Raw genomic sequence first — 14,007 nt, forward strand, 5'->3', positions numbered from 1 at the left:
AAAAAGGGTGGATGAGGTCCTGTACTATGTTTGGGACCCAATTGGGGTAAAGGATCTACCTGATGCTCGGGGTGAATATAGTTCCTACGTGCACTTGCTGATGAGGGAGGTGATGGATGGAGACGTGAATGCTATTGTCAAGAAATTAGCGCATTTTGAGGTTGCTAGAATGGGGTTGTCACACTTTAATCACAACCATCATCAATATGTGGCGGAGCGTCTTATTGACTTTCGGGACGCGATACTGGAAGGGTTACGGTAGACTAGAAAGGTTAAGCGTCATTTGTTCAATTAGGCTTTGAAAATAAGGAGTTGCCCGACCTGGTTGACTTTCGGGGAAAGTCAACACCAATAATGAACACTTCTGAAAGCCCAGTTCGCTTATTTTTCGGGATAAAGCAGGTCCTCGGAGTGTCCGCAAAGCGGTCCTCTGAGCGTCCGGTCGGAGCACCCAAAGCTGATCTACGGGAACGATTGAGCCCCAAAGGGACACAATCACCCGATGCAAAAAAACTACCCAAGCTGCATGGGAACCTCCATCAGCAACAGGCGGGCATCCTCACTGACCTCGATGCTGACCTGGTCAACGTCCCAGATACCGAATCCGTCGCGCCGATTAAGTTCCTGGCCCGCAACGGACACCCGGCCCTCAATGACGAAGGCGTACAGACCGTTTCCACCCCGGTGGAGGCAGTAGTCCGTCCGGAAACCGCGGTCCAGGTCCCCAAGGTGCCACCAGGCGTTTTGTTGGGCAGTGACGCCCGCATCGGTTGCGGTGGGGGAGAGGATTTGCTGAAGGACGTTTCGTTCTCCGCTTAACCGGATCTGATCGTAACGGGGAGTGATGTTCTTTTTGTTGGGGAACATCCAGATCTGGAGGAACTTTACCGCCTGGTCCGCATTCCCGTTAAACTCGCTGTGGAAGATGCCCGTGCCGGCACTCATCATCTGTACTTCGCCCTGACGGATAACGGCGGTATTGCCCATGCTGTCCTGGTGCTTGAGGTCACCCTCCAGGGGAATAGAAACGATCTCCATATTATCGTGGGGATGGCGGCCGAAGCCCCGTCCCGGAGCCACCACGTCGTCGTTGAGCACCCGCAAGACCCCAAAGTGCATCCGCTCTGGGTTGCGGTAGTTGGCGAAGCTAAAGGTATGGTGGGTGTTTAACCAACCGTGATCCGCGTGCCCCCGGGTTTCCGCCCGGTGAAGGACAGTTTTGGGCGTCCGGATTTCTTCGTTCGGCAGGTGATTGAATCCCACCTGATCCATGAGCTTATCGTAGGTGGAGGTGGCCGGTCGGGCGGATGCCGCGGAGGAGGCGGCCATCCCAGCCGCACCCAGAAGCGAAGTTTTGAGGAATTTCTTGCGGTCCATGATCAAATTAGATGTAGGTACATTAAACGTACGCAGTAAGAGAATGTTTCACGGCAAACTCACTTCCGCCGGAGGATCGATCATCGCCGACCACCCGGTCGGCTGGCACCCTGGCATGGCGGATTGGACGTTGCACCTGCGCGCACGCGCCAAAATCATTCAACGCCTCCCGCTGAAGTAACCTTACCATGGTCTTTAGCGACCACGAACGCTCTGGATAAAACAACAAAGGCCAGCTCCAAAAAGAGCTGGCCCTGAGTTGGTTAAGTGGGGTTAGTTGGACCAGTTTTCTAAGTCCGCAAAGTCAATCAATTTATACTTCGGGGAGCTCTCAAACTGTTGGCGAAGGATGCCGAGGTGTCCGGCGCCGAAAAGGACGAGAATGCGATCGTCGGGGGAGGTAGTGGCCTTCTGGATGTTGCGGTAGATGCGCAGGTTGCGGGAATACCACCAGATGGCGAGGGCATCGGGGCCCAGGTCGGATTCAAATTCCAGGTAGTGTCCGTGGCCCCGCCGGATCCGAAATACATCATTCTCGTATTTGAAATGCTCCAGCAGGGTGCTGTTTTTCAGCATCTCATCCTCGTGGTCATAGAGCTGGTAGTAGCGACGATCAATGACCGTGTCTGTATTCCCCTCCACGTCCGCGAAGATGCTGTCCAGTATGGGGCGCAGCATCAAAGAATCCCGGTGCCAGTACAGGGAATTGGAGAATGTAAATGCATCGCCCAGGACGAGTGTATCGACGTCAAACCGCTTGCCGAGCCGGAAACCCAACTGGTAGATTTCGCTGCGGGGCAGCTCAAAACCTTCTTCCAGGTAGCGTCGGTAATTCTCGTTTATTTTGCTGCCCTTCCGGCGTTCCACCACAATCTTGTTGGGCTTGAAACGGGCGATGTAATCGAGAAGTTCCTCAACTTCAGCCCGGCGCTTTTCACTCTTCACGTCCACCTGATCTTCAGCTGCCGTCTTGTGGGAGTCGAGACCGGGGTAGTCAAAATGAAAGGTGCCCACGAGGAGAATCTGGGGTTGTTGGTCTCCCTGGACGAGAATGTCGTCGGGATTGAACATTTTTTGGGTTTTTTCCTGCCCGTGCAGGCTGGCACTTAGCAGGATGGCCATCAGGAGGAGGAGTGGGTAGGTTTTCATGGTCCCGTATTTGGTGTTTGGTGAAGTGATGGTTCAATATTCGGCAGGGTAGCGGCCAGCCCGCAAACGAAATCTTTAGACGGCGGGAATCCTTCGGTGAATGGAGCTTATGATCGTTTTCGCGTTTTTCCCGCAAGTGGAGCGATTCACCGATGTAATTACCGGATCCACCGATTTTCGTCCGCCGCTCCGGCCGGGCTGCTTACTTTAGTTGCATGATGAAAGCGGATAAAATGCCCTTCCTATTCGGTCGGCTGTTACTTTGGTTTCTGGTTGTCTACCTCTCCTTCTTCCACCTGAGCGACCTCATTCAGGCCGAAGATCGCTGGGCGGAACTGATGGAATACACCGATCCCCTACACCTACTCCTCATGTTTTTCACCGGAGTTTCCTGGTTCAGTTACTCGCTGTGGAGTTACTGGCTTTTGTACCGCAATTATGATGGCGCCAGCCGCTTTTTTCTGGGAGTAGTCATGCTGGCCGGCGTAGTGGCCTGTATGTTCATGCGGGCCTTTTGGGAAGAGGTGGTCTTTAAAGCGATCGCCGGTTACGGGAACTACAACCCGGGGATGTCGTGGAATTATTACCTTTTAGATCAGGTGCTTTATGCCCTCATTTTTACCGCCCTGGGTATTGTTTTTTACCTCATGCAGCGGGCAGATTTTCAGGAACTAGGAAGACGGGAGGCCGAGTCGCTGCGGCGGGAAACGGAGCTCAAATTCCTTCGCTCCCAGGTCAATCCTCATTTTCTGTTCAATACCCTCAATAATCTTTACTCCCTCGTGCATTCCGGCTCCGATCACGCCCTGCCGGTGCTGGAAAAGCTTTCCGGACTCTTGCGGTATTCCCTGTACGAACGGGAAAGTCTGGTACCGCTGGAACGCGAACTCGATTACCTGCGTGACCTGATCCACCTGGAGGAACTGCGGGTAGATAACCTGACCTCCACGCAGTTGGAAACGGGCCCCTTCCACCAGGATTGGTGCCTGCCGCCCCTCCTGCTGGTGCCCTTCGTGGAGAACGCCTTCAAGCACGGCAACCTCCGGGACCCCGCCGTTCCCCTGAGCATCAGCATCCGCGAAAGTGAAGCCGGGGATCTTTGTTGCCGGATCGTCAACGCCAAGCGCCACCTTCCGGGCTCAAAGGACGGGCAGGGGGGCATCGGCGTGGAAAACGTGCGCAAAAGGCTTGCCCTGCTTTATCCGGAACAGCATGAACTCCGTATCGACGATGGGGCGGATAAATTCCGGGTGGAGTTGATCATTCGGCGGGCGGCGGCGCGCAGGTGCCAAAACGTGGGTAAGGCCGGGCATTCGGTTGGGCGTGCGCGGATGTCACCGGTAGCCTGAACCCAATAATTTATTTCCACGTATGACCTTAGGTTGCATCATTATTGACGACGAACCCCTGGCGGTAAAACTCCTCTCCGATTACGTAGAGCGCACTCCGGAGTTGGAGCTGCTCGCCAGTTTCACCAATCCCATCCAGGCGCTCCGGGAATTCCGGGATCATCGCGCCGACCTCCTCCTGCTAGACGTACAGATGCCCGAAATCAATGGACTGCAGGTGGCCAAAATCATTGGGGACCAGTGCCGGGTAATCCTGACGACCGCCTACGACGAATACGCCCTTCAGGGTTACGAACTTAACGTGGTCGATTATTTGCTCAAACCCATATCCTACGACCGCTTTCATCAGGCCATCAAAAAGCTTTCTCCCGATGAGAAGGTTTCCGACTCCCCGGCGGTCGCACCGGCCAAGGATTTCCTTTTCGTCAAGAGCGGGCACCGCACGCACCGGATCGCCCTCGGAGAAATACTGTACGGCAGCAGCAGTGGTGACTACCTTACCCTCCACCTGGCCGGCGGAAGAAAACTCCTCACCCTGGAGAAGATCAAGCAGTTCGTGCAGCGATTGCCCGCTAATCGCTTCTGCCGCATTCACCGTAGTCACTTCGTGGCACTGCGGCAGATTGACTACGTTGAGCGCCGCCGCGTCGTGATCGACGGCGTTTACCTGCCGATTAGCGATGGCTACGCCGATGAGTTTGCGCGGGTAATCAGTGAGTGATGCCCTAATCCCCCTATCCCAGAAGTTTCTCCATAATCAGCATATCAATCCGGCGATCGTCCACGATACCGATGGCCCGCTGAATACCCACTTCGGTAAATCCATGACGGGCGTGGAACCGGACGCTGGCCGTGTTCTCCGCCCATATCTTGGCCGTCAGGTGCCGGTAACCCAGTGCATGGCAGGCGGGCCAGAGTGCCGCGTAGAGGGCATTCCCGATTCCGCGGCCGCAGGCCGCGGTGGTCAGGAAGACCGACACCTCCCCGGCAATGTGGTAGCCCAGGCGGTCGCTGTAGGGTTTTACCGAAGCATACCCCTGTAGGATTCCTTCCGGAGATTCCGATACGAAGATGCTGCAGTCCGAGCGATCCATCATCTCCCGATAATACTGCTCGGAGCGTTCCCGCAGGACCATGGTGCCGTTCCCCAAGTATTCATTGAAAATGGCCGCAATGGCGGGAGCATCGGAGGGTAGAGCGGAGCGGACGAGCGACATGGTAGAACTTGATTAACCAGGAAAAGCCACAAACTAAAAAAGAGTATCAAGAAGCCGGCTAAAGGATTTTCTGGAGGTGGAGGACCAGACTGTCGTCGATCGTCACCCGGTCTCCGTAATGAAGGGGTTCCCCGTCACGGGTCAGCCCGTGGCCAAGGGAAAGGTATCTGCGCTTCTGGTAGAGAATCTGGGCCGGGCCATAGTCCGCCGTAATCCCCACGCCGATACCCACCATCGCAGATCGCTCCGCGATGCGCCGTTCCGCTTCGTCCATCAGCGCCGTGCCGACTCCTCGCCGCTGAAATTTTTTCAGCACGTTGAAGTCCACGATCTCGGGCACCTTATTGTCCCGGAAGTAGGCGTACTGGCTTTCCCACACGATGGTGAGGTAGCCCGCAAAGCTGCCCGCCCAGCTGGCGACGATGACGTCCCGTAGGCCTTCCCGTTGTTGTCGTAGGTACTCCCGGTACTGGGCCTCGGGCTTGTTCCAGCCCTGGTCGGCGAAGGCTGTAGCGATGGGCTCGGGATCAGTTGCGGTTAGTTTGCGGAGTTGGAGCATGGCGTTGAATTAGAGATCCCTTCTGGTCAAATATACCCGTCCCGGTTCCGCTGAAGTAGCCTCCTCCTCAGGATTATCCTATCTTCCCGATCCGCAAATCCTGATTATGCCAGCCCCCCAAGTACATTTTCGCGTTTGTAACCTGTGTGAGGCCATGTGTGGCTTGCGCATTGAACACGACGGTCAGCGCGTGTTGAAGGTCACCGGAGACGAGAAGGATGTGTTCAGTAAGGGATTCATTTGCCCCAAAGGGGCACGCATTCACGAAATTCACGAAGATCCGGACCGTTTGCGTCACCCCCTGCGAAAAAAAGCGGACGGGAGCTGGGAGGAAATCGGCTGGAAGGAGGCCTTCAATTTTGCTGGACAACGGCTGAACGAAATTCGGGATAAACATGGACTAGACGCCGTCGGGCTGTACTACGGCAACCCCACGGTCCATAATTTTGGGTTTCTCACCTACGCCGGCGAATTTCGCCGGGCACTGGGATCCCGTAACGTTTTTTCGGCGACCTCGGTGGATCAGCTTCCCCACCAGTACGTCGCCCACCACATGTTTGGGCATACCCTGCACATCCCCATCCCCGACATTGACCGCACCGATTTTCTCATCATCATGGGGGCCAATCCGAGCGTCTCTAACGGTAGCCTGATGAGCTCCGGCGGCGTAACCCCCAAGCTAAAGGCCATCCGGGAGCGTGGGGGCAAAGTCATCGTCATTGACCCCCGCCGCACGGAGACGACCAAATACGCCGACGAGCATCATTTTATCCTTCCGGGAAGGGACGTGTACTTTCTTCTGGCGATGCTGCACCTCGTTTTCGAGCAAAACTGGGTAAACCCCGGCCACCTGGCCGATCACCTCAACGGGATGGAGGAGTTGCGTGCCCTGGTCCGGGACTTCACCCCGGAAATGGCCAGTGAACGTTGTGGTGTGCCGGCGGAGGACATTGTTCGGCTCACCCAACAGTACGCCACTACCCCAAAGGCGGTAATCTATGGCCGGATGGGACTTTCAACCCAGGAGCACGGCAGTCTGTGCAACTGGTTGCTCAATACGCTAAACGTTCTCACGGGACACCTGGACCGGGAGGGCGGCGCCCTGTTTACGACGCCTGCGGTCAGCGTGATCCGCACCAAAAAATACCGCAAGAAATACGGCCGCTGGACCAGTCGGGTTCGTGGACTTCCGGAAGCCGAAGGAGAATTTCCGGTGGCGGCGCTGGCCGAAGAAATTCTGACGCCGGGCGAGGGACAGATTCGCGCCATGATCACCCACGCGGGTAACCCGGTACTCTCGACACCGAACGGCCGTCAGCTCGACGAAGCCTTCGCATCACTGGACTTCATGGTCAGTATCGATATTTTCCTAAACGAAACTACCCGTCACGCCGACCTGATTCTGCCCCCGCCCTCCCAGTTGGAAGTGGACCACTACGACCTGGTGTTTAATCACCTGGCCACGCGAAACATCGCACGCTTCTCAGCTCCCCTGTTCCGTGCCCCGGAAGGACAACCCTACGACTGGCAAATCGCCAAGGCACTGATCGAAAGGCTGGCCCCCATGACGGGGAAGAAGCCCTCGCGTTTATACCGCCTCGGAAATCCACGAATGATCCTCAATCTTGCCTTGCTGACCGGCCAATATGGTCGCCTGTCGTCGTGGAAGAAGTGGTTTTCCGGACTGAGCCTGGGCAAGCTGCTACGTCATCCCCACGGGATTGATCTGGGCCCCCTGAAACCACAATTGCCGGGGGTGCTGCAGACCCCCGACCGGCGGATCCAATTGTTACCGGAAGCCCTCCGGGAGGCGCTGGAGGATTTGCGGAGTAAGGGTAACGATCTGTCGCTGATGCACCGGGAAGCGGGCCAGGTCATGCTCATCGGTCGACGACATTTACGGAGCAACAACAGCTGGATGCACAATGCACCCGGTCTCGCCCGGGGTAAGGAGCGATGTACCCTGATGATTAACCCCGAAGATGCCGGAGCGATCGGAGTATTGACCGGGCAGAGCGTACGCGTGACCTCTCGGGTAGGCAGTATTGAACTTCCCGCGGAACTGACGGATGAAATGATGCCCGGTGTCGTCAGCATTCCCCACGGTTTTGGCCATCGCCGGAAGGGGACGCAACTGCAGGTCGCTAGCCGGGAAGCCGGACCAAGCGTCAATGACATTACCGACGAGCTCCGCCTCGACCCCCTCACGGGGAACGCTGCCTTCAGCGGGCAATTTGTACAACTGGAGCCGATGGAAGTTCCCACCCCATAACCCACTACCATGCCGAAAGAAGTAAGTAAGCCGGTCACTAAAGACATCAAGGTCATCGTCCGGGCGGTTCGGGAGACCGATGATCTGGATACTCCCCTGTACGCCATCAATTGGTTCTCCACCAAAAGGGCCTGGATGTATAGTCTATACCTCAGCCTGGCCGTCACGCAGGTGAAGACGGTTGGTGCCTTTCCGGTGTTCAAAGCCTTCGTCGGGGAGACCCTGGAGGGAGACCCTCAACTGGCCCGGGAGCAACTGCTGATCGTGCGGTATCCGCACGCGACCGCATTTCTTACCCTGGCGTCTAAAACCCTGTTTCAGATCATCAGTATCCTGAGGATCAATTCCGTGAAGGATTTTACCTTCAACTTCACGGAAAAAATCACCCACGAACCACGTCCGGAAAACTATAAGTCGCGCCATCACGTGGTGCACTTTTTTACCGGAACTTCCGAGGCGGAAACTGCCTACCGGAAGCTGGCGGACGATGAAGCGGTAAAGCTGACTTACTTTGGTCGGATGAAGGCCGAGTTAATGGCCCAACGGGGAGAAAAATCACCCCGCGGAATTCCCTACCTTATGAACCACTTTGCCGTATGGGAAGCGGCGGATGCCGATAGCCTGAAGAACTTCCTGGCCGAGCCCGCATTCGTTGCTCTGCGGGCAACCGTGGAGAGGAATTATGTAGCTACGCTCGATCGGGTCCTGTAGAGGGAAGCCATGGGGCACGACGTTGTACGTCGTGATAGAGCTTTTGAATGGAAATCTAGCTGATGCTTCGGGGAAGGCTTTCGACGCATAGCGTCTCCACCATGGAGGGCTGGTTTCGACGTTGTACGTCGTGATGGAGCTTTCGCATGGAGATTTGGCTGGTGCTTCGGGGAAGGCTTTCGACGCATAGCGTCTCCACCATGGGGCACGACGTTGTACGTCGTGATGGAGTTTTTGCATGGAGAATTGGCTGATGCTTCGGGGAAGGCTTTCGACGCAAAGCGTCTCCACCATGGAGGGTTGGTTTCGACGTTGTAGGTCGTGATGGAGTACGGCGTGGTAATACGGCTGGCGCTTCGGGAAGGCTTTCGACGCATAGCGTCTCCACCATGGAGGGTTGGTTTCGACGTTGTACGTCGTGAAGGAGTTTTTGAGTGGAGAATTGGCTGGCGCTTCGGGGGAGGCTTTTGACGCATACCGTCTCCACCATGGAGGGCAATGTTCGTGGCGCGTGAATCCTATTGGCTCACAACTGGATTATTCGACCACGGGTAAGAACCTCTTGGGCCTCTTAGGGTTAAAGGGGTAACAATAAATGAGGGCGGGGGACCGCAGGTACCAGGTACTTCCTGAAAAGCAGGGCACCTGCGCTCCGCGCCCAGATGATTATGCTGACCATCCTTCAGGCCGATTTTCGCTGTATTCACTATCGGGTGGCGGGCAAAGTAGGCTCGGCGGACATCGATTTGCTGTTTCAGACCATCAATCCCCTTTACCAAAGACACGGCGAGGTGAATCTCCTGTCTGAGGTCCCTCGTTTTCGGGGATACGCAAGTCTATGGGCCATGATCAAGGTCTTACGCAATGAGCCAACCCTGTTGTGGAAGGCCCACAAGTATGCACTCGTGACCGATGATCAACGTCTGCAACGCCTGTTTTCCCTGGCCGCCAGGCTGCTTCCCCGCCCGGCCGTCAAAGTGTTTTCCCTCCAACAACTGAACGCCGCAAAAAACTGGCTAACCAGCAACTAGTAACTAGCAACCAGCCTACCGCGTCAGATACATGCTCCGGTTACGGTCCAGCTCCCGGAAGAAGGGATCGGTCATGTCCTTCACGAAGCGAATGGCCTCTCCGGTAGATTTCATCTCGGGACCAAGCTGTTTGTCGACGTTGGGGAACTTGTTGAAACTGAATACCGGTACCTTAATGGCGTAACCGCTGGGCTGAGGGTTGATGTCAAAGTCCTTCAGCTTATTGGCGCCCAACATCACCTTGGTGGCGATGTTCAGGTAGGGCACTTTGTAGGCTTTGGCGATGAAGGGAGTCGTCCGGGAAGCCCGGGGGTTCGCCTCGATGACGTAAACGGTATCCTCGCCGGTTTCCTTATCGGTTTTGATGGCGAACTGGATGTTGAGCAGTCCTTTTGTCTTGAGCGCAAAGGCCAGTTTCTCGGCGTATTCTCGCATCTTATTCACCGCTTCCACGCTCAGGGAGTAGGTGGGAAGCACCGCGGAAGAGTCTCCGGAGTGAATACCGGCGGGCTCGATGTGCTCCATAATGCCCATGATGTGCACATCCTCGCCGTCGCAAATTGCGTCGATTTCCGCTTCTTTGGCCCGGTCGAGGAAGTGGTCAACGAGCACGACCATGTCTGGGCTTTTCTTGAAGATGCTGAGTACGTGCCGCTCCAGTTCCTGGTCGTTGATGACGATCCGCATATCCTGGCCACCGAGTACGTAGCTGGGACGTACGAGCACGGGGTAGCCCACGCGGTTGGCAACCTCCAGGGCCTGGTCGGCATCCTTGGCGGTGCCGTAATTGGGGTAGGGGATGTCCAACTCCTTGAGCAGATCACTGAACCGCCCGCGGTCTTCCGCCAGGTCCAGGCTCTCGTAGCTGGTACCAAATACTTTAATGCCGCGCTTGTGGAATTCTTCAGCGAGTTTTAGCGCCGTCTGGCCACCCAACTGGACGATAACCCCTTCGGGTTTTTCCAGTTCGATGATCTCCCGGATATGCTCCCAGTAGACGGGCTCGAAGTAGAGTTTGTCCGCCTGGTCGAAATCCGTAGACACCGTTTCGGGGTTACAGTTCACCATGATGGCTTCGTAGCCCGCTTCCTGCACGGCCCGCAGGCCGTGGACGCAGCAGTAATCGAATTCAATACCCTGACCGATGCGGTTGGGGCCGGAGCCGAGCACAATCACTTTCTTGCGGTCGGAAACCACGCTTTCGTTTTCCTGGTCGAAGGTGGAGTAGAAGTAGGGCGTTTGGGCCTCAAACTCGGCCGCACAGGTGTCCACCATCTTGTAGGTCCGGCGGATGCCCAGTTCGTAGCGACGTTTGGTGACGGCCTCCTCATCCACCCGGAGGAGCCAGGCGATTTGAGCGTCGGAGTACCCCACTTCCTTGAGTTCGCGGAAGAACTCTTCGGGTAGGTCTTCGGGGACATTATACTTGAGTACTTCCTTTTCGTAATCCACCAGGCGTTTGACCTGGTTAATGAACCAGGGGTCAATCTTGGTGAGCTTCTGGACGGTTTTACGCGGAACCCCGAGACGGAGGGCGTCCTTGAGGCGGAAGAGCCGGTCGTCGGAGACGTTCTCCAGGCGATGAAGGATGTCGTCCGTTTTGATCCATTCCTTTTTGTCGGCACCGAGCCCCGCCCGACCGTTTTCGAGGCTCTGACACGCCTTCTGAATGGCTTCGAGGAAGTTCCGGCCGATACCCATTACCTCACCAACGGACTTCATCTGCAGTCCGAGTCGATGATCGGCACCGGGGAATTTGTTGAAGTTCCAGCGTGGGATTTTTACGATCACGTAATCGAGCGTGGGCTCGAAGAAGGCCGAGGTCGTTTTGGTGATTTGATTCTTCAGCTCGTCCAGCGTGTAGCCGAGGGCCAGTTTGGCGGCAATTTTGGCGATGGGGTACCCGGTGGCCTTGGAGGCCAGGGCGGAGGATCGGCTTACCCGGGGGTTGATCTCGATGACGATGAGTTCCTCCGTTTCGGGATTCTGGCTGAACTGAATGTTGCAACCCCCGGCGAAGTTGCCCATGCCGCGCATGGCCTTGATGGCCTGGTCGCGCATATCCTGATAGGCGGTGTCACTCAGGGTCATGGCCGGGGCTACGGTGATGGAATCACCGGTATGGATACCCATCGGGTCGAAGTTTTCGACCGTACAGATGATGACCACGTTGTTGGCCGCGTCACGCAGGAGTTCGAGCTCGAACTCTTTCCAGCCCAGCACCGCCTTATCGATGAGGACCTCGTGGGTCGGACTGGCATCGAGACCACGGCGCAGCATTTCCGGATAATCCTCCTCGTTGAAGCAGAAGCCACCACCAAAACCACCGAGGGTGTAGCTGGGACGGATCACGAGGGGAAAGCCAATTTCCTGGGCGGCTTCCATTCCTTCCAGAAAGGAATTGGCAATCTGGGCGGGAGCAACCCCGAGGCCGAGATTAATCATGTGCTTCCGGAACGCTTCCCGGTTTTCGGCCAGTTCGATGGCGTCCAGGTCTACCCCGATGAGGCGCACGTCATATTTTTCCCACAAGCCTACCTCACCGCATTCAATGGCCAAGTTCAGGGCGGTCTGTCCACCCATGGTGGGCAATACGGCGTTGATCTGAGGTTGCTCCTTCAGTACCTGCTCCACGCTTTCTACGGTAAGCGGCAAGAGGTAAACGTTGTCGGCCGTCATCGGATCCGTCATGATGGTAGCCGGATTGGGATTGATGATGGTTACCTCGATGCCCTCCTCCAGAAGGGAACGGCTGGCCTGAGAGCCTGAGTAATCAAATTCACAGGCTTGTCCGATAATAATCGGTCCGCTACCGATGATGAGAACGGAAGTAATGGAAGTATCCTTCGGCATGCCGGGGGCAACGATTTTGCCGCCTTGGGCGCTTCAGTTCGGTCGTGGTCAGGGCGTGAACTTAACGCTTGCTGGCGACGGGTTCTAAAATTCGGCCAAAGGTACTCAGGATTTGTTTCTTTTGGGGAGTGCAGTCGATTTTTTTGCCGGAAGCACCTTGTTTTCTGAGCGCTTTGCTACCCGGGATAATTTTGCGTAGGAAAAGGGGAGGGGCCCCACTCAAAATAGCGTTAGAATCTTGACTACAAAATTTAAGTACCGGGTCAGGAAGGACGGGACAAAACAAAAGCCCGCACCGTAATCACGGTGCGGGCTTTAATAGCAATTGTAGCACGGTTGTGCATTGGCCTTAATTAGGCGTACTGATTTTCGTTCAGGAACGAGCGGCGTTTTACGCCGTAGTAGTCATAAAGACCGTTCCAGAAATTGTGATCGGTATTCTTTGGCCAGTTGTCTTTATCGAAGCCGGGGGCATTTTCTAGCTTCTCCTTACTGATGTTCAGTTCGAACATTTCTTTGGTCTCGTTGATGGTAAAGGCCTCAAAGGGGATGGCGAAGTATTTGTCACCCAGGCCAAGAAATCCGCCGAAGGACAATACGGCATAATTGATGGTGCCATTATTGGTATCGATCATCAGATCCTTGATGGTACCAAGTTCTTTACCTTGACTATTAATGACGGTGGTTCCGGTAATACTGCTTGAACTTAAAATGAGGTTACTCATAATACTTAAAATCTTCTATTGCGGGGGGTAGATGTTTAAAAGGGTTTTAGCCCCGCTTTCGTTACAAAATACATCATTATAACAATATTAATGATGAAAAAGTTTAATGCATAATAAATTTATTTTTAAATAATTATAATGTTTCTGTTTCGGGGACTGCCCGTTGAATGTTAAGGTGAACCTAAAAAGTGTTTTTTTCTTGACCCAGACCGAATTTTCCCCGTCTTATTGGTAGCATACTTACTTAGTTATGGGCAAATTGCTACTCTTCGTCTTCCTCTTCAGCGGCCTGGGCCTTGGTGCCCAGCCGGATTCCTTATTCACCGCCGTCTGGTGGGAAGAAACTTCTGAGGGACATCGGAATGGATATTTTCTACGGCTCAATCCCGAAGGTAACTTCGACGAAGATGCCGGCCCACATCATGATCGGGCGGCCCGTAATTTACTGGGGAGGTGGGAATGGAACGCGAACGAGCAAATCCTCACCCTCGGCGTCGATGGTGTGATGGGCAAGGGTATCGTATCCCGCAAGTATCTGGAGGGACGAGATTACTACATCGACTATGATCTCGTGTCGTTGACCGAAGCGGAGATGATCCTTCGGGATCAGCGGACGGACGAACTGCGCACTTTCCGGGCTACTTCACTTGACAACTATGAGCCGCCCTTCAAACGCAGGCTACCCAAGGGGCCGGAAACGATCTTTACCCTGCCAAAACTTCCCAAGGGGGGAGGGTAGGGCCCCTTAATGGACCGTGATTGTA

Annotated in this window: 13 protein-coding genes; 7 read left to right on the plus strand and 6 right to left on the minus strand. The window is 55.3% G+C overall.

The features are described from left to right. Positions 1–513: 513 nt before the first annotated feature. Positions 514–1,377 carry a pirin family protein gene (locus tag E1J53_RS10145; protein ID WP_134272812.1) on the minus strand — a complete coding sequence of 288 codons (864 nt, stop codon included), beginning with the start codon at positions 1,375–1,377 and terminating at the stop codon, positions 514–516. On the opposite strand from E1J53_RS10145, the gene E1J53_RS10150 reads away from it, so the two are divergent. Further along, complete coding sequence (locus tag E1J53_RS10150; RefSeq protein ID WP_134272813.1) at positions 1,376–1,558, plus strand: hypothetical protein; 183 nt, start codon at positions 1,376–1,378, stop codon at positions 1,556–1,558. The genes E1J53_RS10145 and E1J53_RS10150 overlap by 2 nt on opposite strands. Before the next feature lie 92 nt (positions 1,559–1,650). Here the strand turns inward: E1J53_RS10150 and E1J53_RS10155 are convergent, their stop codons facing one another. Further along, a complete protein-coding gene (locus E1J53_RS10155) occupies positions 1,651–2,526 on the minus strand; it encodes a DUF5694 domain-containing protein (RefSeq protein WP_134272814.1) in 876 nt (291 codons plus the stop codon). Between the two features lie 215 nt (positions 2,527–2,741). Here E1J53_RS10155 and E1J53_RS10160 point away from each other — a divergent pair, with 215 nt between their 5' ends. Continuing rightward, positions 2,742–3,875 (plus strand): sensor histidine kinase, encoded by a 1,134-nt coding sequence (locus E1J53_RS10160; protein WP_134272815.1) that lies wholly within the window; start codon positions 2,742–2,744, stop codon positions 3,873–3,875. Between the two features lie 22 nt (positions 3,876–3,897). Further along, on the plus strand, positions 3,898–4,596 hold the full coding sequence (locus E1J53_RS10165; protein WP_134272816.1) for a LytTR family DNA-binding domain-containing protein: 699 nt from the start codon (positions 3,898–3,900) through the stop codon (positions 4,594–4,596). 13 nt (positions 4,597–4,609) lie between these two features. Here E1J53_RS10165 and E1J53_RS10170 read toward each other — a convergent pair whose 3' ends face one another. Both E1J53_RS10170 and E1J53_RS10175 read right to left on the minus strand, forming a co-directional pair. After that, a complete protein-coding gene (locus E1J53_RS10170; RefSeq protein ID WP_134272817.1) occupies positions 4,610–5,092 on the minus strand; it encodes a GNAT family N-acetyltransferase in 483 nt (160 codons plus the stop codon). A 58-nt stretch (positions 5,093–5,150) separates the two neighbouring features. Next, positions 5,151–5,651 carry a GNAT family N-acetyltransferase gene (locus E1J53_RS10175; RefSeq protein WP_134272818.1) on the minus strand — a complete coding sequence of 167 codons (501 nt, stop codon included), beginning with the start codon at positions 5,649–5,651 and terminating at the stop codon, positions 5,151–5,153. A gap of 106 nt (positions 5,652–5,757) precedes the next feature. On the opposite strand from E1J53_RS10175, the gene E1J53_RS10180 reads away from it, so the two are divergent. From E1J53_RS10180 to E1J53_RS10190, 3 genes are all read left to right on the plus strand, one after another. Continuing rightward, a complete protein-coding gene (locus E1J53_RS10180) occupies positions 5,758–7,923 on the plus strand; it encodes a molybdopterin oxidoreductase family protein (RefSeq protein WP_134272819.1) in 2,166 nt (721 codons plus the stop codon). Positions 7,924–7,932: 9 nt separating this feature from the next. Then, the gene (locus E1J53_RS10185) at positions 7,933–8,634 is read left to right on the plus strand and encodes a hypothetical protein (RefSeq protein ID WP_134272820.1); all 702 of its coding nucleotides are present in this window, start codon (positions 7,933–7,935) and stop codon (positions 8,632–8,634) included. Between the two features lie 668 nt (positions 8,635–9,302). Next, positions 9,303–9,665 (plus strand): STAS/SEC14 domain-containing protein, encoded by a 363-nt coding sequence (locus tag E1J53_RS10190; protein ID WP_173021428.1) that lies wholly within the window; start codon positions 9,303–9,305, stop codon positions 9,663–9,665. Between the two features lie 15 nt (positions 9,666–9,680). Here the strand turns inward: E1J53_RS10190 and carB are convergent, their stop codons facing one another. Together carB and E1J53_RS10200 are read right to left on the minus strand one after the other, a co-directional pair. After that, positions 9,681–12,518: a carbamoyl-phosphate synthase large subunit gene (gene carB / locus E1J53_RS10195; protein ID WP_134272822.1), complete on the minus strand. Its 2,838-nt coding sequence runs from the start codon at positions 12,516–12,518 to the stop codon at positions 9,681–9,683. A 353-nt stretch (positions 12,519–12,871) separates the two neighbouring features. Further along, positions 12,872–13,243: a PRC-barrel domain-containing protein gene (locus tag E1J53_RS10200; RefSeq protein ID WP_134272823.1), complete on the minus strand. Its 372-nt coding sequence runs from the start codon at positions 13,241–13,243 to the stop codon at positions 12,872–12,874. 250 nt (positions 13,244–13,493) lie between these two features. On the opposite strand from E1J53_RS10200, the gene E1J53_RS10205 reads away from it, so the two are divergent. Then, the gene (locus E1J53_RS10205) at positions 13,494–13,982 is read left to right on the plus strand and encodes a hypothetical protein (protein WP_134272824.1); all 489 of its coding nucleotides are present in this window, start codon (positions 13,494–13,496) and stop codon (positions 13,980–13,982) included. Positions 13,983–14,007: the final 25 nt, after the last annotated feature.

It is taken from the genome of Lewinella sp. W8 (genome assembly GCF_004375085.3).
Classification (GTDB): Bacteria; Bacteroidota; Bacteroidia; order Chitinophagales; family Saprospiraceae; genus Neolewinella.